A 20,286-nucleotide genomic window follows, 5' to 3' on the forward strand; every position below is an offset into this window, starting at 1 on the left:
GATCAAAGTTACGTTGCCCCAACTAACTTTCGAACGGGGGTCCTTGTGGGTGTAGTCCTGCCGAGCGAGCTGGATGCGGCCCTGGACCTGATAGGCATCAGTTGGCCCAACGTCGACGAGGACGACTACCGCGACATGGCCCAGGCCATGCGGGAGTTCGCCGACGACATCGACGACGGTGCCGCGGACGCGCACCTGGCGATCACCGATCTCATCGGTGGCAACGAGGGCCTCGCGATCCAGGCGCTGGAGAAGCACTGGGACCTGGTCAAGGGCAAGCATCTGACCAACCTCGCCGAAGCGGGCCGGGTGGCGGCCACCGCGCTGGACGCGGTCGCCGTGCTGATCGAGGGCGCGAAGATCGCGGCGATCGCCCAACTCGGCATCCTGGCGGCGGAGATCGCGGCGGCCATCGCGGCCGCCCCGCTCACCCTGGGTCTGTCGACACTGGGCGGCATCGCGGGGACGCAGGTCACCCGCCTCGCGGTGAAGCGCATCTTCCAGGAGGTGTGCGAGGAGATCGCCTCGCGGATCATCGAGGTCGCGACGGGTCCGATATTCGAGGCCCTCGGCGCCATGGCGGGCGACCTGGTCCTGCAACTGGGCGGCAACGCCCTGGGGACGCAGAACGGCGTCGACCTCGGCCAGACCGCGAGGGCGGGCCGGGAGGGCCTGGACGAGGGCGTCGACAACCTCAAGTCGGGCGGGGGCATGCAACTGGCCAGCGCGGGCGGAAGCTCGGGCGGGTCCATGCAACTGGCCGGTGCGGGCGGGGACGGCGGGTCCAGCAGCGGGTCCGGCAGCGGTGGCGGTGGCGGACAGTTCAGCATGGACCTGGAGTCCTACGACCGCGCCGGCAACGGGCTCAAGAGCGCGGGCGGCAAGATCCGCGACGGGGCCGGCAGCAAGCTGACCCGCGCCAAGTCCTCGCACGGCCGCGCCCGGGGCAAGGATCCGCTCACCAATCTGCTCGACCCCATGGTCGACGAGCTCATGGAGGGGATCGGGAAGGGCGTCAAGCGCTCCGCGTCCCACCTCGACGAGAGCATGACCAGCGGCCTGAGCAAGATGGCCAAGCGTCACAAGGACAACGACGACGAGACCGCCCTGTCCCTGAAGCAGCTCCAGAAGGGCAACGACGGCAAGACGCCGATGTACCTCATGGGCGACGACGGCACGCTCAAGAGGCTGCGGACGGACGGCGGCACCGACAAGCTGACCCAGGACGACCGGGACCGCATCGGCCTCAATCTCACCGGCGACAACGCGGGCCGGCCGCTGCCGGGCGAGCCGAACCTCAAGCTCCACGGCAAGCAGCGGCCGCGTCCCCTCAGCAACTCCGAACAGGTGGATCTCGGGAGCACGCCCCTGTCCCAGGCCGTGCAGCTCGCCCGGCACTCGGACAAGAGCTACGGCAACCACAAGCAGGTCAACGGGCAGGACAAGTTCGAGAGCAACAACTACGCCGCCGCCCGGTTCGACAGCGCCAAGAAGGACGACGGCAACTTCATCATGGTCGCCCGCAGTTCGGGATTCCGTCACTCCGAGCGCATGATCGGGTTCCCGGTCCTCCGGGACGGCGCCGGTGGCCGCATGACCGAGCTGTACACGGAAAGGGCTCCTTGTTCGTCCGCGCCGAACTGCAGCGCATGGATGAAGGAAAGACTTTCCCACGTCGACGTCACGCACAGCATCGATTACGGGAACACGAAGGAATCCAGAGCCCAGGGCAACGCGGAAATGATGGATTACCTGGACCGCCTCAAGGCGAACCGGCACAAATAGGCACATGCTAGCATCGGGCACTCCGATCATTCGCAAGGCAGGCAGGTCACGAGATGACGTCCCCCATCGACCGGGAGACCCTGGAATCCGAGTTCGATCCGGAGGAGCTCACCACCTTTTCCGCGGCGACGGTGGCAGGCATCCGGCACGAACCGAGTGCGGACTTTCTTCGCAATGTCGGCATCCCGGCCCGCCCGAATCCCTGGTTCGACCTCGTGGACGGCTCTCCGGAGCAGGTCAGGACACTCGGCGACGCCTACGAAGACCTCCGCGAGCGGTGGACGGACCTGCCCGAAGGTGCCGAGGGCTGGCTTCTGCTGGGCATGGTGCCCTATGACGACATCGCCCTCGACGGGGTCTCCGGAGTCGTGTACTGCCTTCCGGGCGAAGAATCCGAGATCTACCCGCTCAACAAGGATCTCCCCTCCTTCGCCCACTTTCTCTATCTGCTGGAGAAGGAGCGCCCGAACTACGACTTCGAGTCGGAACTCGACGATATCGACCCGGAAAGCGCGGCGGCCCGCCTCACCGAGCGGATGCGGGAAATCGACCCGGCCGCTCTCGACGTGAGCAATTCCCGCTGGCACGACATCCTGGAGTATGTCGCCGAGCCCGAGGCGAGGTAATGGCGATGAATGACAGCGATATGCGACGCATCGGGGACATCGCTCTCCCGCTGACCGTCGGCCCGTATTTCGCCACCGCCGAGTCCGACCCCGTTCCGCTGGAGGAGTTCGCCCGGTCCGTCGGGCGTACGGTCGTGCTGGAGGAGTGCCGGGAGTGGACGCGGTTCGGGTCGGACCGCGGGTTCGAACTCTGCGCCAACCAGGACGGCGTCGTACGCGCGGTGCTGCTGGACTGGACCGAGGACTCGCGGTTCGTGAACGCGACGCCGGAGGCCTTCGCCCAGTCGCTCACAGCGCTCGACCAGGCGCTGGGCGCGATCCTCGGTACCGACGAGCCGCAGGCGGCCGCCGCCGCGTACGCGGAGCTGGAGCAGCGGTTGCGGACCCTGGACCCACGGGCGTTCGAGGGGCGGGAGCACTGGTGGCCCCTCGTCCTCGACGACATCCGGGACACCGCGAGCGCGGAGTGGTTCACCGCCTTCGAGATCGTGAACGACCGGGGCGAGAAGCAGATCGTCACGCAGGCCGGCGACATCGGCGTCCACCCGGAGGAGCGGCTGTGGGCCCGGTTGCGGGCCGCGGGTGTGCAGCCGGAGCAAGTGCTGCGCGTCCACACCGAGTTGGAGGCCTGCTTCATGCCGGGACACTACTGCTCGCTGTGGCTCGGGCAGGTCTTTCCCGAAGCGCGACTGACCCACAACTTCCCCTACGGGGAGACGGCCGAGTCCCGCGCGGAGGGCATCCGGCAACTGCGTGAGGCAGCGGCCCAGCAGCCGCAGTAGAGGGGATTCAGCACATCATGACCGTCGGTACCGTCACGCCGGACATCGCCTCCTGGCCGCCGCTGGACGACGAAAAGCGGGCTCCGGGACGGCAGTTGCTCGACTGGGCCGCCGGCGGCGACCGGCCGCGGCTGTGTCTGGTGCGGGGCGCGGAGGGCAGCGGCAAGAGCGGACTGCTGGCCTGGCTCCTGGCCGGGACCGTCGGCCGTGCGGGGCTCACCGTCCACGCCACCGTGCCGTCCGAGGGGCTGACGACCGAGAGCTTCGCCTGGGAGGCGGGACGCCAGCTCGGCTACGGCCCCCTCTCCCCCGGCCGCCTGCTCGACCGGGTCGGCGCGGACGGGCGGCCGCTGCTGATCCTCGTACCCGATCTGCACCGGGCCGGGGCGGGCCCCGCGGACCTGCCGGCCGCGGCACCGCAGACCCTGGTCGCCGAGCTGCTGGAGCCGTTGCTGGCCCTTCCCCAGGTGCGCGCGGCCGTCGAGGTCGGGACCTCGGGGCTGCTGTCCGGTCACGCCGCCGAGGTCGTCGACCTGGGCGGAAGCGCCGGTAACGGCAGCGGACCGGCCTCGTACACGGAGCTCCTCGCCGAGGTCCCGCGCACGCCCGACGGCCGCCCCGACTGGTCCCACGCCCCTGACAGGGTGCTGCGGCACGTCCTCGACGCGGCCCTGCGCACGGATGCCCCCTACGGCCAAGGCGGCGCCGTGCTCGGCCTGTTGGCCGACCCCGGGTTCCTGGTGCACGGCTCGGCCGCCGCACTGACCGCCCTCCTCGCCGACGAGCGCGTACCCGTGCCCGGGCGACTGCGCGAGGTGTGGCGGTCTGCCGCACCGGAACTGACGGCACGTCACACCGACAGCGCCGAACGGGCCGCCCTGCTGCACGCCGCCGCGCTCGACACGGACCCGGGCCTCTCCGAGTACCTGCGCCCGCTCGCCCGACAGCACTGGTGGTCCACGGTGTGGGCCCGGCGTGCCCTGCCGGTCGACGCGCTCGCCCTGGTGCCGGGCGTGGAGCGAGGACTGCTGGCCGCGGACCCCACGGGGCGGCTGCGGACGTACGACGTGGAGAGCGGTACGCCGCTCGGCGCGTACGGCGGCAGCGCGTCACCGGCCGTCGGTGCGACCGCCGGGGCCGCATGGCCGTCCCTCGACGCCTCGGAGGAGGGAGCGGCGGCGCCCTACGCCCACCCCACCTCCGTACGCCCGCGCTCCCTCGCCCCGCGGGACGGCCGCTCGGCGCTGCTGCTCGACCGGTCCGACGCGCTGCTGCCGCTCGTGACCGAGGACGACCCGACCGCGGCGTTCGCGCTCGAGCGCATCGCCGAGCACCACGGTTCGGCCGCGCTCGCCGGGGACGAGTCGCGGGTCACCGCGCTCGGCAGCGGCGGCACCCGGAACCCGTACGCGGTCGTCGGCGACCAAGGCGGCACGGTGCATGTGTGGTCCCTGGGCGAGTACCAGGACGTCCCGCGCTCCTGCCCCGTGCACGAACAGGCGGTCACGGCCGTCACCTGCGTCGACACCGCCGACGGGCTGACCCTCACCTTCAGCGCGGGCGCGGACGGTTCGGTACGGCTGTGGGAGACGGCCTCCGCCGAGCCGATGCCGACGCCGGTGCAGCAGCGCGACGCCCAGGTCACCGCCCTCGCCGCGACGGACACCCCGACCGGCCCGGTACTCGCCGTGGCCTGGAGCGACAACGAACTGCACCTGTGGCACGTGTTCACGGGCAGGATGCGGGTGCTGCCGTGGCTGCGGGTCTGCGAGGCGGTTGTGGTTACTTCGGGAGGAGGGGTTGTGGTGGGGGATGGTGTGGGGGTGCATGGGGTGGGGGTTCGGTTGGATGGGCTTTGGGAGCAGTGAGGCGTCCGACGGCTGGCGTGCGTTCATCGGCGCCTCCGTGGAAGGCAGCCTTTGTCGCCCGGAGCCAGGAAAATCCCTTCACGCGGACCCTTGAAGTTGCCGGGCCGCCGTCTCGGGGTCCATCCTCGCCATCGCCTGCATGGTGAAGCCGATTCCCGGAGCGAGCACGCCTGCGGCGGCGGTCCACCAACGCCAGGCACCGCTGTCCGGGACGAGCAGCAGGGTGGCGAGGCAGCCGAACGCCACCACGAACCCCGCAACCGCCGGCAGTGACGCGGTCACCAGCCAGCCCCCTCCGAGATCCAGCAGCCCGACCCGCCGTTCGGGATCCGGTTGCGCGGCTTCGGTGACCCCTTCCACCACGGCCTCCTCGGCCACCCGGGCCGGAACCCAGCCCGGCAACTGCCAACCCTCGTCACCCACCAATTCGGCTGGGACATCACGACCTCGGCGCCGGCGGGGAGGCCAGAGCAGCCGGCCCTGCGCGCCGGACAGCACCTGCCCGGCTGCCTCGATTCCCATCTGGGAGTGGAAGGGGATCCTTCGACCGCGGCACTCCAGAACCAGGCACTGCAGTCGGCGGGTGTTCTCCCTGCGCTTCTTCTCGTCGGCGGCCTCGGGGCTTCCGGGCAAGGGCGCTTCCGTGTGCCGTTCGGTGCCGGTGACCGTGACACGTACGGTGCGCCACTCGGGGGTGACCCGGCGGGCGGGGCGCCGGATGCTCTCGGTCAGGAACCAGCCCATGGTCGCGCCGATGGTCGCCAGCAGCCACAAGCCCCCGATCACCGAAGCACTCCCGAACTCGACCGCCCGCCCGTCGAGTTGGCGTTCCACCTCGGAGAGGCGATCGTCACCGATGGCTCCGAGTTCCGGCTGTCCCGGTACGAACGCCACGTAGAGCTCGCTGCCGATTCCCTGGCGTCGGTCGGTGTCCGCCCAGAAGGTCGTGGGCACACTGCTCCCTCCGTCCGACGAGGGAAGGAGGACGGTGTAGTCGGCCCTTGCGGAGGAACGGTGGCTTCTGCCCGCGTCCTGGTTCTCGATCTTCACGATGGGACGCTGCTCGATCACCGCACCCTTGCGTGCCAGCACCGCACTCGTGCCTGTGCCCAGAGCATCCGATGCGGCGAGCGTCACCCAGAGGGCGATCAGCGTGCAGGTGGTGACGATTGCCGCGCCGTAGCGGACCGTCGGCCATCGCGTGCCGCTCAAACACTCCGGGGCGTTTCCCTCGCCCCGTCCCGGTGACATCGCAGCGGTCCGCACCGCCCAGCCGTAGACCTCGGTCCGGGCCCGATCGCCGTTACGCAGCACCGCGGTCACCCAGATGACCAGGGAAGCGGCGAGAAGGGCCAGCGAGCACCACAGGACGGCCGTGTGCACCGGTGAGGCACCCAGGAACAGCCAGGTGGCGGTCAGCGCCACGAGGGCGAGCGGAACGGCCACGGTGACGAACCTTCCGCAACGTGCGTAGGCCCGGCCGCCGTTCACGGCCTCGCCCGAGTTCACAGCCTTTTCCAGGCTCACAGCCTTTTCCGGGTTGACGGTCTTTTCCAGGTTGACGGCTCTGTTCAAGGCCCATTCGTCGCTCATCCGAACGCTCCAAACCGCTGCGGGTCGGGCCGATCCCGCAGGGCCTTCGCGTCCCCACGCGCTCCCCTGCGCGCGTCGGCGGCCGCGCCGGGTCGGTCCGCCTTCTCGTCCGCGGTGGGATCTCCGTTGACCGCCGCATCACCGTGCTTGGACAGATTGCCGCCCGCACCGAGAGCGAAGCCGACGGGAACGTTCGTGGCCACATCGCCCGCCAGGTTTCGCGCCGCCGAGAGGGTCCGCCCGTCCGTGGCCCGATGCACGGCTGTGCTGCCCGCTCCCCCGGCGAGCCCTCCGGCAACCGCTCCGAGCGCCATCTGCGAGCCGTCGAACCGAGCCCCGCTGCGCAGGTTGTTGGCGGTGTCACCGGCGACTGAGGAGAGGGCGCCCAGTGCCACCCCATCCACTGCGTTGCCCATCACGCCTCCGCCGAGTTGCGCCGCCAGGCGACCCGCGACGAACCTGCCGCCGACGGCTCCTACGACGCCGTTGAGCGCGTTGCCCTTGAGGTCGGCGTCATCGCCGGTGGCCAGGTTCGTCACGATTCCGGATCCGGTGCCGGCAGCCCACTGGACGGCCAACTCGACGCCCACCTTCAGCCACGCGCGGTCCCTCACCGTCGTACGGACGGTCTGGAACAGGCGGGCAGCAGCAGCCAGCAACCGTCCAAGCCTCGTGGCCGCCTCCGCGGCCTGCGTCCCCAGCCGCACCGCATTCGCCGCTCCAGCAGCCGCTGAGAATCCGACCGTGACGAAGGAGAGCGCGACGGACGCCGCGATCGAGACGCCGATCTCGAGGTAGATCTGATGGATCTCGTCGTTGATCTCCTCGATGTTGTCGGCAGCCTCCTCGAGCCCTTTCGCCGCCTGCTCGAAAAGCGGCACGGTCTCCTCGACCGCGCGCCCGACCTTCTCCCAGTACTCCCGGAACGACTCGGCGGACTCCCCGCGCCAGTGCTCACCGAGTACGCCCCGGACCTTCCGGTCGAGCGCTCCGTACGCCTCCTGCAGTTCCTCCCCCATCGTGCGCCACCCCTTGGCCGCGGCACGCAGCACATCGGGACGGCCACCGGGATTCACCACCTCGATCCCGGCTTCGTAGACCTTCTCGGCGACGCTCTCCTCGCTCAACTCCGGCCACCCCTGAGCAGTCCGGCGAGAGCGTCGTCCGCCGCTGCGGAGTTCCTGGCATTGCCCTGGACGCTCTGGCTCACCGACTCGAACTGCCGCGCCAGATTCCCCAGCGCCTCGACCATCCCCGAAGCCAGGTCGATGTAGGCCGACGTGACCTCTTCGGACTCCGTCAGAAGCCCGAACCCGTCATGGATCTGTTCCGCCCCCGTGCTCCGCTCAAATGTCCTGACCGCACTCGCCAGGTCGTACGCCCGCGTCTCGAACGAGCCTGCCAGTTGCGCCAGTTCGTGCGGATCCAAGTAGAAGTCACCAGTCATGCGCCGCTCCCGTACACCCATCCCTCGACGACCTTTGACGTGCACTTCCGCAACCGCACACGGCCCGAAGAGTCACGTAGCGGCACACGATGGGGGGACACGGTCAACTCGGCCGCCGGGCAGGCAGGGTGGGATCTGTCGATCCCCGAGGGCTCCTCCAGGGATGCGCTCCTGCACCGTCTCGCGGCGGCGGTCTTGGCACTGTCGCCACCGAAGTCATCCCTATGCAGGCACCGGAGGCGGCACCGGCCGACATGGTCCGGGCGCCGTCGAAGATGCGATCGCCCCGCCCGTGTCCCCCGGCTCCGCCTCGCAACCGGTCTTGTCCGGCCCGCCGCTGCGCAGTCTCCGCGGCGGGCCGGACGAGCTTGAGCCGTACAGGTTCGGTGACCTCGACGTCGTACGGCGTGTCTGGCGGCGCGGGGATTCCGCCGCCCTCGTTCGGTGATCAGTCCCTGCCGTGAGGAGCACCGACCAGTGTCCCCGCGGGTACGACGAGCCGCCGCCTCCGCTCACCGAGCAGGCCCTACCTCCCCGCGTCACTCACGTCGTCGCACTGCTCGAAGGGCTGCTCTCCGTGGGGTGCATCGCTGCGCACTTGAACACTTCGCCGCCGATATACCGCGCAGCGATGGTCGCGGCGGAGGCGAACGTCTCGCGCTGCCCGCTGTCGAGGGTCCGGCTCGGCGGCATGTTCGCCACCTCGACTTCGAGCAGTTCGTGCTTGCTCGCGGACCGCCCCTCGAAGGCGCAGGGGATGGCGACGAACGCACGGTTCTTCTCCACGTACCCGACCGCCGAGTCGACCCTGAACGACTTGACGGTGGAGGCATTGGGCGATCGGTACCTGTCGAGGTCGTCGAGGTCGTCCGAGTGCCACAGGTAGTCGATCCGGACGGAGTCCTCCTTACCGTAGAGCTCGCACCTCCCGGCAGCCGTCCACTTCGTGGGAGAGAACTTGCTGGTCTTCTCCGAGACGACGCCGTCGTCACCGACCAGCGTTGCGAAGACCTGCCCCTTGAGGGTGCCGTCACACACCGAGGTGCTGCGGTGGTCCACTGTGTCGCCATCCTGGCCACTGCAGCCGGCCGATACAAACACCACCGCAGTGACGGCGGCCAGCGCTCCGAGGCGCTGCCGAAGTCCACGGGCGGCGCCCGGCCCACGAGGATTCATCACTGTCGACATCACCGCCCGCTCCCCGAGGAGTTCCAGGTCGCTCCCGTGGTGTGCCCGTCGTCCGCCGCCCGCGCCGCGGACTCGGCCAGCGTGTCGAGCTTCTGAGGGGACATGTCCACCCCGGCGTTCCTGATGGCTTCGCGGAGCGAATCCGCAGTGGAGTCCCGCACGGCAGCCCTTCCTTCCGCGTACCTGGTGTACGCCTCTTTCTGGGCCTCGTCGGTGGTGTCCTGCTGGACCTGGTCCACCACCATGGCCTGGATGTCCTCGACGGCCCAGCCCGCGATGGTCCCGACGATCGGAGCCGCTGCCCCCGTCGCCGCGCCGACCGCCATGCCGAGGCCCCGCCCGGCCCACTTGTCGCCGGTCGCCACGGCATCGTTGAAGTCCTTGTCGGACGCCGAGTGCTCCTCGAAGATCGCCTGATCGCGGGCGTCGCTGAGGATCCCGGCCACAATGCCGCCCGGATGCGCCACGTTCTCCATCGCGGGCGTCATCTCGTCGTAGCCGGGGTGCTGCTTCGCCACCTCCTGCATCCAGATGGCGGTGTTGGCCTGCGAGGACTCGCTGATGGCGACGTAGGCGTCCGGGTCGCGCCCGACGTTCGCGAGAAAGGGTACGAGAGTGCCGGTCTCAAATCCCTTGGGGGGATTGACGGGTTCTCCGAAGGACTTGATCGTGCCCTGCTCGTTCCCGAACGCGGCTTGGACGTCGGCCATGTACTCGGCCGTCATGTTGCCCAGGCTGTCCCGCATGTCGTCCCGGGGGGACCCGCTGATCAGACCGGGGTCGCCACCGATGGTGTTGACAAGTTCGTTCATCAGCGCCGCACGCTCGGTGGTGTGCTTCACCGGGGCTCCGTCGCTGTCGAAGGGGCGACCCGAGGTGGCGGATTCCATGGCGTGGCCCAGGTTGTTGTAACCGCTGGGGTTCGCGGAGTCGCCCGTGTAGCCCGCGCCCTCCGGCCAGTGTCTGTCCTTCAGCAGGTAGTCCAGGTGATCCACCTTCTCACCGTCGATGGTGGCATCGGAAGTGAGGAACTCGGTGGAGGCGTCAGGATTGTGCCCCAGAGCGTCCATGAAGCCGGTCATCGGGTCGAGCGCCCCGATGTTGGTCGAGCCCAGCGTCCGTGGATAGCCCCAGTAGGTGTCCGGGTTCTGCCCGGCGTTGGCGCCGTTCTTCTCCGCGGTGATGAGCGCGTCGCCGTAGTCCTGGAGGAAGTCCTTGTCCCACTTGCCCTCGCTCATCAGGCTGCTGGTGAGCTGGTAGCCGCTGAGGCCGTACGGCGACTCGGTGGGGTTGGCGTTGAAGTCGCGCTGTCCGGCCTTGAGGAGGTCGTTCTGGAACTTGGTGATCTCCGGGTCGGGTCCGCCCTTGCGGTGGTCGTCCGACGTGGTGGCCGTACCGATGGTGGTGCCCAAGTTGGACTTGAGCTCCTTGAGTTGCGCCAACTGTGCCTTGGAGAGCGTGGTGCCGGCCGGCGGGCTCATGAGCTGGTTGTACTTGCTCAGCATGTTCTCGCCGCCGGTCTTCACCGCGAACTCCCGTGAGAACTCGGGGTCGTTCCTGTTGGCGGAGAGCAGCAGGTTGAGCTTGGTGATCTCGGCGTCGGAGAGCCGGCCCTTCTTGTTCATCAGCGCGGACGCCTGGTCGGCCTCGACGGAGTCGAGAGTGGTGTAGACGCTGGTGTTGAAGGACTGGCTGTCGCCGTTGGCGTCCCGCTCCAGTGCCGAACTGGCCGCCTCGTCCGCGGCGGTGGCCACCTCCAGGACGCGCGTCAGCCTGGAGACGAGCGAGTCCAGCTTCTTCTTGCGCTCCTCGGCGAGGCCCGGCGACGCGGAGGCGGTCGGGCTGTCCTGCCGCGGATCGACGTCCTCGACGCGGCCGTCGTCGTACACCTTGTAGTGGTCGCTGCGTGCCTCGTCGAGGAGGGCGTGCAACTGCTTCTGGGAGGCGGTGAATTCGCCGTGCGCGTCCAGCAGCAGCTTGGCGATGCGCTCCGCCTCGGTGGCGGCGTTCTCGTACTCCGTGCGGGCCTTGCCCATGGTGGTCAAGGCCGCGTCGGCCGCGTCCCCCTCCCAGTGGCCCTTCAGGTGGTTGACGACCCGCTGCTCGAACTCCCGCTGCAACGCCTCGTACTTGGCAGGCAGCGCCTTCCAGGACGCGGCGGCGTCGGCCAGCGGGCCGAGGTCGGCCTTGTCGAGGTAGGGGATGGACACCATGTGCGACTGCTCCTTGTGAGGGGGTTCCGGTACGACTCGACGGCTCGCCCGGGCGCGACGCTACGGCGTCGGCCAGGCGGCCCAACTCACCCGAAGGGCGTGCTGATCGAGTGCTGCCGGGCCTGTTCCTCCTGTTCGGTGCGGGTGTAGTGACCGGTGGTGGAGTGGAGCTTGTCGCTGATGTCCTGGAGCAGGCGCTTGAGGTTGAGGACCTGGGAGCCCCAGCGGACGTCCATCGTCACCAGGGAGCCGGCGGTGGCCCAGGAGCCCGCCTCGACCATGCCACCGGCGCTGTGCTTGTTCAGCCCCCTGGAGGCGCTGAGGCAGTCGTCGTCGGCACCGTTGTCGACGTTCTCGGTGTCACCGCGCAACTCGACGAGAGCGTTGGCGGCTTCGTCGAGGCGTTGGGTGTCGACGTTGGTACCGCCGCCGCCACCGCCTTCCGCGGGCAGGGAGTTCAGCCGCGTGTGAGTGGATCCGCTGTTCTGCGGCGCATCGAAGGGAGTACTCATCCCTTGTCCCATCCCCGTTGTGAAAGTGGTGAACATGTCCGGTTCGCTCACTCGACCCGGACCACGTTGTATCCGTACGACGTGAGGTGCCCACTCCGGCCGAGCCACGCCCGGCACCCTAGGCAAGGACATGCCAATCAGCAGGCCGAAAGATACCGGATCTTCCTTTGGGTGGCCCAGGGTCGGTCGGAGTGTGGGACGCGTCAGTGATCGCGAACGACTCGGCGGGCCAATTGCACACCGAGCCGTCACCTTCTCAGGGGGCAGCCCTTCAGCGTCTCGACGACCCCTCCGGACAGCGCCTACGCCCCGCCGGCTCCCCGCAATCGGGAGTCCCGGAGTGTTCGACGCAGGTGCCGGATCCCGCGGCGGATCAGCGACCGCACCGGACCGAATCTGCGGCTACTGCTGTGGCGGCCACTGCGACTGGGGCGGGGTGGGCTGCTGCTGGTACGGATTCTGTTGCTGCGGTGCGGCGGGCTGCTGATAGGGGTTCTGCTGCGGCGGGAAGGGCTGCTGACCGTACTGCGGATACGCACCCGGGCCGCCCGGCCCACCGTTGTTGTTCTTGTTGCGCCGGGAGAGCTTCACAATCAGCAGGACGATGAGGCCGATCACTACCAGTGCGATGACACCGAGAACGACGAAGAAGAGCAGTTGCTTTTGGTCTGCCTTTTCCTGCTCAGCTCGAGACTCCGTGTCAGATGTGCCCGCGCTTGCAGCAGCGGACGCGCTATCAGACCCCGGGACTGCAAGCGGTCCGTACTTTGATCCTGCGTGAATGTTCTCCGTCAACGCCGCGAGCGGGCGAATTACGCCGTAACCGTACTTCTCATCGGGAAGCGAAATTCCCTTCGCGGAACCCGGAAGCACTGCCGTCTTCACTAGGCGGTTGGCGATCTGCCCCGCAGTCAAGTCAGGGAATTTCGACTTGATCAAGGCGGCGGCTGCAGCCGTGAACGCTGCAGAGTCGGACGTTCCCGTGCCGATGCGGAGTTTATTCCCGGGCCATCCAGCACTTACGATGTTCGTGGCAGGTGCCGTCAGCAAGACTTGAGGCCCATAATTCGAACCTTCCCACAAAGTCCCATTTTTATCTACACCTCCGACCGTCAGGACTCCCCCAAACTCCCCAGGGAAGTCAATCTGACCGGACGTGCCTTCATTTCCCGAGGCTGTCACGATGAGGACATCATGCTCAATTGCATATGCCACTGCCGCTCGATCCTCGGGGAATTCATGGCTGGTACTCACAGACATGCTAATAACCGAAGCGCCACGATCTACTGCGTAGCGAATCTCATCTGCAAAGCTCCCACCTCCCCAACGAATGGGCAGGATTTTGGCTTCTGGGGCCAACCCCATCACGCCATCGGCAGCGCCCGCACCATGTCCGTGTCCCGCAATTAGCGAGGCCATCTCCGTGCCGTGATTGGTGGACAAATTGGAATCTGACTCCGGAGAAGGATCATTATCACCATCCACAAAGTCCTTCCCATTGAGCACGTTGCCCTTGAGATCTTGGTGCTCGGCATTGACCCCAGTGTCGATGACGGCGACCGTGACGCCCTTGCCCGTTGACATCTTCCAAGCGGACTTGGCCTGCAGTGTATCGAGTGCCCACTGGTCACGTCTGGTCTGGTCGGCGGAAGCAATAGGTGCCGCCGCCAGGATGAGCGCGCCTGTCAGTGCCGTGGTGCCTACGGCGCGCACCATTCGAGTGAAGGCCATTCCCTCTTCCTCTCCCATACCCAACGTGGGCGTGACCCGGAGGCCACGCCCACGCATCCTGTCACGTGCCGGTGAGTACTGAGCGACTACTCGATGACGCGGGGCGCCGCGTTGGTCTGGGGCGTCCAGGTCTCCTCGTCTTCGACCAGGTAGTCGGGACGCTCGCCCTCACGCTGCTCGTCTTCCTTGCGGCGACCAGTGCGTGACCCGGGGGCACCTGCGATGCCGCCCTTACGGACAGCACTGGCTCCCTTTCCTGCGGCACCACGGCTGCTGTGCAGGCCCGAGCCGCCGGCAGTACCCCTGCCAGCGCCCGCACCGGACTTGGGTGTGCCACCGACCACGCCACCACGGGCCGTGCCCCCGACCCGCCCGGCCGCGCCCTTGGCGGCACCCGCGCCGCCTACGCCGCCAGCACCGACGCGGCCGGCCATACCTCCGGCTCCGGCACCGGCACGACCGATCAAGCCAGCGCGAGCAGCACCAGCTCCTGCCGCCCCTCCTACGGCTCCGCCAACGAAGCCTCCGCCACCACTGACGCCACCACCGCCGGCAGTTCCGCCACCAACCGTGCCGACGCCACCAGTCGGAGGCGCGCCCGTACGACCGCCCGGAAGGCCGTCAATCGCGGTACCAACTTGGGGCTGTGGTGCAGACGGCTTGTGGGCGCCACCAGTGATACCCGACGGCGGAGAGACAGATTTTGACGAGCCGATTGTACTGACCTGGCCGCTGCGGGCTGTACCCGCCGTCGCGGCCTTCGGGCTTCGAGGGACGCTCTCTGCCGGCACCGGTACTGGGGCCGGAGCGACGCCACCCGGATCACCGGGATAATCCTCGCTGTCGTCTCTGGTCCTGTTCCGGGTCCACGACCCCATCTCCGCAGCCCGACTGTTATAAGCCGCCCCCAGCGCCTCCATCTTCACAGCCATGCGGAGTTGCGCCTCGCGGCCCTCCGAGAGGCTGCCCGCGTTGCCGTCGAGGGCCTGCTGGGAGCCGGCGCCGCTCTTGAGGGCGTTGTTCGCGCCCGAGTCGTCGCGGTCGCCCATGTTGCCGATGTAGTCGAGAGCGCTGGAGACCTTGCCCGGCTTCTCCATCGCCATGACCTCGGGCTTGATCTGCTCGAGCGTCGCGGCGGCGCCCTTCAGCGAGGTCGACGTGTGCGTGGCGTACTTGGAGCTGTCGGTGATCTTCTTGCCGATCACCTGAGCCCGCGCCTTGAACAGATCCGCGCTCTGCCCTTCCCAGTGGGCGAGAACGTGCTCGACGGCCGCGTCGAGGCTCTCCTTGATCCCGCCCGGCCCGACGAGGTCCTTGCTGAGGGCCTCCCAGGCCGCCGCCACACGCTTCACGGTGCCCGGGTCGGCGTCACGGACCATGTCCTTCATCTGGTCCATGTCGTAGTCGAGCCCGAACGGCGTGGTGTGCTCGGCCGCGATGCACTGATTCGTCTCGACGTACTCGAAGTCGTCGATGTCCTTGCCGCCCATGTCTACAGCCCCCTCTGATCCACGTGGTCCACGTCGCAGGACATCCCGTTACTTCTTGTTGAACGCCGCATAGTTCTCCGCCTCAGCGTCGCTGAACGCGTCATGCGTCCTCTTCGTCTTCTTGCCGAAGTCGTCCAGCACGTCTTCCAGGTGCGCGACGATCTCGTAGAGACGTTCCTTCATCGCTTCGTGGGCGTCGTACAGCGCCTTCGCCTCACCGAAGCCCGTGCCCAACGCGCCCTGCGGCAGGTACGTGTTGCCCATGCAGCTCGACTTGGACGTCGTCATGTCCCTGATGACGCCGTTGAGCTTGGTGATGGTCCCCTCGATCTCACTCAGATCGACCTTGTACTGCTCAGCCATGTTGCTCAGCTCCCCGTTGACTCCACGTTGTTACCCACACCCTGCTTGCGCCGCCAGTCGCTCAGGACCTGTCCGCCTCCGAACAGCCCGGCGGGCGGGGTGGCCATGACGAACTGACCGGCATGGCGCCCACACACTTGGCCGAACAGGGTGCGTTACTGCTTCTACCTACTGCTGCGGCGGCCATTGTCCCTGAGGCGGAGTCGGCTGCTGGTACGGGTTCTGCTGCGACGACGCGGGCGCCTGCTGCTGGTACGGGTTCTGGTGCGGCGGAGCCGGCTGCTGTCCGTACTGCGGGTAGACGGCGGGGCCACCAGGACCGCCACCGTTGCCCTTGTTCCGCTTGGACGCTTTGACGATCAGGAACACGATCAGACCGAGGACGGCCAGACCTACGACACCGATGACAGCCCAGATGAGCACGGCCTTCTGATCGGCCTTTGTCTGTTCACCGCCGGAGGCGCTTGCGGCGGTTGCGGCATCCGACTGCTTCAGGGAGTCCGGAACGGTGAGCGGCCCGTACTTCGAGCCGGACGGGATGTCATTCTTCAGGGCAGCCACCGGCTGGATGATCCCGTATCCGTAGCTCTGGTCCGGAAGGGACAATCCCTTTTCAGTATCAGGCAGAACTGCCGTCTTCACGAGGCGATTGGCGATCTGACCCGCTGTCAGGTCGGGAAACTTCGACCGCAGAAGAGCAGCGGCCGCCGAGGCGTAAGCGGTGGCGTCAGACGTTCCGTTCCCGCTGACGTACGAATTTCCGGTCCCTTTTGCCGAGACAATATTGGTACCCGGTGCCGTCAGGGATACCTGGGGACCCGAGTTGGACTTCTCCCAGATCTGCCCATCGTTTTTTACGGCGCCCACGCCCAGCGCACCTGGCGCGGAGGCGGGGTAACACTTACTTGAGTTGCCATCGTTTCCTGCGCCACCAATAACCAGCACATCACGACTCAGCGCATAGGCAACAGCGCTCGAGACCTTCTCGAGATCGTCCTGAGAGCTCGAATCAAAACACTGCGAAACGTTGATCACGGAAGCGCCGTGATCGACAGCATATCGAATTGCTACACCGGTTCCCGGACCACTCGTTCCGAACTCACGAATGGGCAGAATTTTTGCCTCGGGTGCCAGGCCGATGACTCCGTCGTCGGCGCCATGTCCATGCGCAGCGATGATTGCCGCCATCGCCGTACCGTGGTCATCACCAGCCGCCGGGGTGGGGCTGCCCCCGTCCATGAAGTCCTTGCCGGGGAGCACATTGCCCTGCAGGTCGATGTGGTCGGCGTTGACGCCGTCGTCGATGACGGCGACCGTTACACCGCTTCCTTTGGAGATCTTCCACGCGGACTCGGCATTGAGTGCGTCCAGCGCCCATTGGTCTTCTCTGATCTGGTCCGCCGTCGCAAGCGGAGCAGAAGTGAACAGCAGTGCACTGGCGAATGCACCGCAGGTCACTGTACGAAGTACCTGGGTCATGCCCATCCGTGTGTCCTCTCTAAGGTCGGTGCGGGGAAGCCGCTATGGGCAGCATCCCCGCACCTTCCTACCAACAGCGGCATGCCGCGCGGCTTACTCCTCGATTACGCGAGGAGCCACGTTGGTCTGGGGCGTCCAGGTCTCCTCGTCCTCGACCAGGTAGTCAGGACGCTCGCCCTCGCGCTGCTCGTCTTCCTTGCGGCGGCCAGCGCGCGAACCGGGGGCACCTGCAATGCCGCCCTTACGGACAGCGCTCGCTCCCTTGCCTGCGGCACCACGGCTGCTGTGCAGACCCGAGCCGCCGGCAGTACCCCTGCCCGCGCCCGCACCCGACTTCGGTGTGCCACCCACGACGCCGCCGCGGGCCGTGCCACCGACACGTCCGGCCGCGCCCCTGGCAGCACCTGCGCCTCCGGCACCTACGCCGCCAACGCCTCCGGCACCAGCCCGACCCGCCATGCCGGCGGCGCCAGCGCCTGCACGCCCCACCATGCCGGCGCGAGCGGCACCCGCTCCAGCGGCCCCTCCAACGGCACCACCGACGAAGCCGGCCCCGCCGCCGACACCACCACCGCCGGCGGTTCCGCCGCCGACCACACCCGGACCGCCGACATTGGTGCCTCCGGTACGACCACCGGCAACGCCGTCAATCGCTGTACCGGTGTTCCCTGTACCGATGTTCCCTGCACCGACGTTCCCTGTACCGACATTCCCCGTCGGTACAGTCGGCTTGTGCGCTCCACCGGTGATTCCCGAAGGCGGAGTCACGGCCTTGGACGAGCTGATGCCGCTCGTCTGAGCCGTCCGGGCCGTACTCGCCGGCACACTCTGCGGGCTTCGGGGCGAACGGGCGGTCGGCATAACGACAGGGGTAGGCGCAATACCGCCCGGGTCGCCCGGGTAGTCGCTCTCGTCGCCGATGCTCGGCTTCCTCTGCCATGACCCCATGGCCTTGGCCTGGGAATTGTAGGAGGCGCCCAGCGTCTCCATCCTCGCAGCCATCTTGAGCTGCGCCTCCCGGCCCGCCGAAAGGTCGTCGTGGTTGGCGTCGAGGGCGTCCTGGGCGCCCTTTCCGGCGGCCAGGTCCTTGTTCAGGCCGTCGTCGCTACGCGTGAAGCCGTCTCCCAGGCTGTTCATCGCGCTGGAAAGCTTGCTCGGCTTTTCCATCGCCATGACTTCGGGCTTGATCTGGCTCAGCGTGGCGCCGGCGTTCGCCATCGCGGTCGAGGTGTGGCTGGCGTACTTCGCAGTGTCGCCAATGCTCTTGCTGACCTGCTTGGCCTTGGCCGCGAACCTTTCCGCAGCCGCCCCCTTCCAGTGTTCCTGGATGCGGGCCACTTCTTTCTCGAACTCGGTCTGGATGCTGGTGAGCTGCGTCGACAGCCCTCTCCAGCCCTCGGCCACACCTGACACGAGTTCCGGCCTGGCATGCTGCACCATGGCCTTCATCTCGTCCATGTTCTTGCCGCCGGCGAAGGCCGTCGTGTGCTTCTCGTTGAAGCACATGTTCATCTCGGTGTAGTCGTAGTCGATCTGACCGTCGCTGTCAGCCATGCCCCCGTGCCCCCTCGTCGATTCGCACCTCAGCCGTCACCATGTCCTGGATCACTGCTTTCCCGCGTTGGGGAAACTCGCCTGGGCGTCGTAGTCGGAGTCCTGGTACGCCCCGTGCGCGTACTTCGTCTTCTGTCCGAACTCGTCCATGACTGTGTTGAGATACTTCACAGCGTCTTCGATGTACGTCTTGATCTCGTTGTGGGCGTTGGCGAGTTTGTCCGCCTCGTCGAAGCCCGTTCCGAGGGCACCCGCCGGAAGGTAGGTGTTGGTCTTCGAGTCCGTGTCCGCCTTGCCGAGATCACCGAGTACTCGGTTGAGCGCGGTGACGGTCTTCTCGAGTTCGTCGAGATCGACGCTTACTTCTTCAGCCATGCTCAGCTCCCCGTTGACTCCACGTTGTTACCCGCACCCTGCTTGCGCCGCCAGTCGCTCAGGACCCGTCCGCCGCCGAACAGCAGCAGCACCAGCGCGAACCCCGCCGCCAGGACGTACAGCGCGTACCGTTCCGTTCGCTGTTGCTCGGACTCGCCGAGGACCAGTGTCGCGGCCTGGACGTCGGCGGAGTCGCCCACGGGGCCGACCGAGTCCGGCTTCGGGCCGTCGGCCGAGGGCGTCGTCGTGTCGTCGTTGACCGCGGCGGCCGGGTCGATGACGCCCCAGCCCACGAAGTCGTCGCGGCCCGACTTGGTCCGGTCCGCCGTCTGCTCGATCTGGGTGATGACCTGCTTGTAGCTCCACTCGGGGTGCTTGGCGCGGATCAGTGCCGCCACACCCGCGACGTAGGGAGCCGCGAAACTCGTGCCCTGGTCGACGCAGTTGCCGCCCACCGGGACCGTCGAGACCATGTCGATGCCCGGCGCCGCCACGCCCACGAAGGGGCCCGACTGGGAGAAGGGGGCACGGGCGTTGTTGCGGTCGGAAGCCGCGACCGCCAGCACGCCCGGGTACGCCGCCGGGTACGTCTCCTTGATCTTGCCGTCCGCGCCGTCGTTGCCGGCCGCCGCGACGATCAGGGCGTCCTTCTGCTCCTGGGCGTACTTGACGACCTGTCGGAAGGCGGCGTCGACCGTCGGGTCCATCTTCGAGGCGGTGTCCTGCGAGATGTTGATGACCTTGGCGCCCGCGTCGGCCGCGTACTTGATCGCCTGGATCATCGTGCCGACGTTGCCGCTGCCCTGGTCGTCGTTCTGCCGGACCGGGATGATCGTCGCTTCCGGGGCGAGGCCGACGAAGCCGGTGCCGTCGAGCTTCCTGGCCGCGATGATGCCCGCGACCTTGGTGCCGTGGCCCACCTTGTCAGTCCTGCCGTTGCCGCCGGGGTGCAGGAAGTCCTTGCCGTTGGCGACAGCGCCGCCCTTGAGCTGCGCGTTGACGGTGTCGACGCCGGTGTCGATGACGGCGACCTTGACGCCCTTGCCCTTGGTGTCCTGCCAGAGCTGGTCCAGGACCACGCGCTGCAACGACCAGGGCGTTCCCTTGATGATGTCGGACGGGAACGAGCAGCTCGTGTCGTCGACCTGGAAGCGCACGTCGTCGTCGGCCAAGGTGGTCCGCACGCGGTCTGCGGCCATGCTCGGTGTGGCCCCCGCCAAGGGCAGCCCGCAGGCCAGAACCGCCACGGCGGCGGTGCCTGCGGCGCTCCGACGCGCGGC

17 protein-coding genes are annotated in these 20,286 nt (G+C 67.8%); 4 read left to right on the forward strand and 13 right to left on the reverse strand.

Translation table 11 applies throughout. The annotated features are described in order from the left end of the window. The first annotated feature begins 45 nt into the window (after positions 1-45). The 4 genes from ACZ66S_RS33215 to ACZ66S_RS33230 are packed head-to-tail and all read left to right on the forward strand — an operon-like array spanning position 46 to position 5,061. Positions 46-1,785: a nucleic acid/nucleotide deaminase domain-containing protein gene (locus ACZ66S_RS33215; protein ID WP_469905281.1), complete on the forward strand. Its 1,740-nt coding sequence runs from the start codon at positions 46-48 to the stop codon at positions 1,783-1,785. Between the two features lie 53 nt (positions 1,786-1,838). Next, positions 1,839-2,411 carry an SUKH-4 family immunity protein gene (locus tag ACZ66S_RS33220; RefSeq protein ID WP_469905282.1) on the forward strand — a complete coding sequence of 191 codons (573 nt, stop codon included), beginning with the start codon at positions 1,839-1,841 and terminating at the stop codon, positions 2,409-2,411. A 5-nt stretch (positions 2,412-2,416) separates the two neighbouring features. After that, entirely contained in the window at positions 2,417-3,193 is a 777-nt protein-coding gene (locus ACZ66S_RS33225) for a nucleic acid/nucleotide deaminase domain-containing protein (protein WP_469905283.1), read from the forward strand. A gap of 17 nt (positions 3,194-3,210) precedes the next feature. Next, positions 3,211-5,061, forward strand: a complete 1,851-nt coding sequence (locus ACZ66S_RS33230; protein WP_469905284.1) for a WD40 repeat domain-containing protein — start codon at positions 3,211-3,213, stop codon at positions 5,059-5,061. Positions 5,062-5,139: 78 nt separating this feature from the next. Here the strand turns inward: ACZ66S_RS33230 and ACZ66S_RS33235 are convergent, their stop codons facing one another. The 13 genes from ACZ66S_RS33235 to mycP (ACZ66S_RS33295) form a co-directional block, all read right to left on the reverse strand. After that, entirely contained in the window at positions 5,140-6,507 is a 1,368-nt protein-coding gene (locus tag ACZ66S_RS33235; protein ID WP_469905285.1) for a hypothetical protein, read from the reverse strand. Between the two features lie 143 nt (positions 6,508-6,650). Then, complete coding sequence (locus ACZ66S_RS33240; protein WP_469905286.1) at positions 6,651-7,781, reverse strand: WXG100 family type VII secretion target; 1,131 nt, start codon at positions 7,779-7,781, stop codon at positions 6,651-6,653. Then, entirely contained in the window at positions 7,778-8,101 is a 324-nt protein-coding gene (locus ACZ66S_RS33245; RefSeq protein WP_469905287.1) for a hypothetical protein, read from the reverse strand. The genes ACZ66S_RS33240 and ACZ66S_RS33245 overlap by 4 nt, the downstream gene beginning before the upstream one ends. Positions 8,102-8,644: 543 nt before the next feature. After that, the gene (locus ACZ66S_RS33250; protein ID WP_469905288.1) at positions 8,645-9,160 is read right to left on the reverse strand and encodes a hypothetical protein; all 516 of its coding nucleotides are present in this window, start codon (positions 9,158-9,160) and stop codon (positions 8,645-8,647) included. Between the two features lie 128 nt (positions 9,161-9,288). Beyond that, complete coding sequence (locus tag ACZ66S_RS33255) at positions 9,289-11,502, reverse strand: hypothetical protein (RefSeq protein ID WP_469905289.1); 2,214 nt, start codon at positions 11,500-11,502, stop codon at positions 9,289-9,291. Between the two features lie 86 nt (positions 11,503-11,588). Then, on the reverse strand, positions 11,589-12,014 hold the full coding sequence (locus ACZ66S_RS33260) for a hypothetical protein (RefSeq protein ID WP_469905290.1): 426 nt from the start codon (positions 12,012-12,014) through the stop codon (positions 11,589-11,591). A 402-nt stretch (positions 12,015-12,416) separates the two neighbouring features. After that, positions 12,417-13,745 carry a S8 family serine peptidase gene (locus ACZ66S_RS33265; RefSeq protein WP_469905291.1) on the reverse strand — a complete coding sequence of 443 codons (1,329 nt, stop codon included), beginning with the start codon at positions 13,743-13,745 and terminating at the stop codon, positions 12,417-12,419. 86 nt (positions 13,746-13,831) lie between these two features. Continuing rightward, a complete protein-coding gene (locus ACZ66S_RS33270; RefSeq protein WP_469905292.1) occupies positions 13,832-15,235 on the reverse strand; it encodes a WXG100 family type VII secretion target in 1,404 nt (467 codons plus the stop codon). A gap of 48 nt (positions 15,236-15,283) precedes the next feature. After that, positions 15,284-15,598: a WXG100 family type VII secretion target gene (locus ACZ66S_RS33275; protein WP_405469996.1), complete on the reverse strand. Its 315-nt coding sequence runs from the start codon at positions 15,596-15,598 to the stop codon at positions 15,284-15,286. A gap of 168 nt (positions 15,599-15,766) precedes the next feature. Next, entirely contained in the window at positions 15,767-17,083 is a 1,317-nt protein-coding gene (mycP, locus tag ACZ66S_RS33280) for a type VII secretion-associated serine protease mycosin (protein WP_469905293.1), read from the reverse strand. An 87-nt stretch (positions 17,084-17,170) separates the two neighbouring features. Next, entirely contained in the window at positions 17,171-18,631 is a 1,461-nt protein-coding gene (locus ACZ66S_RS33285; RefSeq protein WP_469905294.1) for a PPE domain-containing protein, read from the reverse strand. Positions 18,632-18,682: 51 nt separating this feature from the next. Next, positions 18,683-19,006 carry a hypothetical protein gene (locus tag ACZ66S_RS33290; RefSeq protein ID WP_469905295.1) on the reverse strand — a complete coding sequence of 108 codons (324 nt, stop codon included), beginning with the start codon at positions 19,004-19,006 and terminating at the stop codon, positions 18,683-18,685. A 2-nt stretch (positions 19,007-19,008) separates the two neighbouring features. Continuing rightward, positions 19,009-20,205: a type VII secretion-associated serine protease mycosin gene (gene mycP / locus ACZ66S_RS33295; RefSeq protein ID WP_469905296.1), complete on the reverse strand. Its 1,197-nt coding sequence runs from the start codon at positions 20,203-20,205 to the stop codon at positions 19,009-19,011. Positions 20,206-20,286: the final 81 nt, after the last annotated feature.

The organism is Streptomyces sp. NPDC107471 (assembly GCF_055582845.1).

Excerpts from the sequence above, each read along its gene's own strand:
- ACZ66S_RS33270 (WP_469905292.1), bottom strand. The coding sequence starts at position 15,235 with ATGGGCGGCAAGGACATCGACGACTTCGAGTACGTCGAGACGAATCAG.
- ACZ66S_RS33245 (WP_469905287.1), bottom strand. The coding sequence starts at position 8,101 with ATGACTGGTGACTTCTACTTGGATCCGCACGAACTGGCGCAACTGGCA.
- ACZ66S_RS33230 (WP_469905284.1), top strand. The coding sequence starts at position 3,211 with ATGACCGTCGGTACCGTCACGCCGGACATCGCCTCCTGGCCGCCGCTG.
- mycP (WP_469905296.1), bottom strand. The coding sequence starts at position 20,205 with ATGGCCGCAGACCGCGTGCGGACCACCTTGGCCGACGACGACGTGCGC.
- ACZ66S_RS33290 (WP_469905295.1), bottom strand. The coding sequence starts at position 19,006 with ATGGCTGAAGAAGTAAGCGTCGATCTCGACGAACTCGAGAAGACCGTC.
- ACZ66S_RS33225 (WP_469905283.1), top strand. The coding sequence starts at position 2,417 with ATGAATGACAGCGATATGCGACGCATCGGGGACATCGCTCTCCCGCTG.
- ACZ66S_RS33260 (WP_469905290.1), bottom strand. The coding sequence starts at position 12,014 with ATGAGTACTCCCTTCGATGCGCCGCAGAACAGCGGATCCACTCACACG.
- ACZ66S_RS33255 (WP_469905289.1), bottom strand. The coding sequence starts at position 11,502 with ATGGTGTCCATCCCCTACCTCGACAAGGCCGACCTCGGCCCGCTGGCC.
- mycP (WP_469905293.1), bottom strand. The coding sequence starts at position 17,083 with ATGGGCATGACCCAGGTACTTCGTACAGTGACCTGCGGTGCATTCGCC.
- ACZ66S_RS33285 (WP_469905294.1), bottom strand. The coding sequence starts at position 18,631 with ATGGCTGACAGCGACGGTCAGATCGACTACGACTACACCGAGATGAAC.
- ACZ66S_RS33275 (WP_405469996.1), bottom strand. The coding sequence starts at position 15,598 with ATGGCTGAGCAGTACAAGGTCGATCTGAGTGAGATCGAGGGGACCATC.
- ACZ66S_RS33265 (WP_469905291.1), bottom strand. The coding sequence starts at position 13,745 with ATGGCCTTCACTCGAATGGTGCGCGCCGTAGGCACCACGGCACTGACA.
- ACZ66S_RS33220 (WP_469905282.1), top strand. The coding sequence starts at position 1,839 with ATGACGTCCCCCATCGACCGGGAGACCCTGGAATCCGAGTTCGATCCG.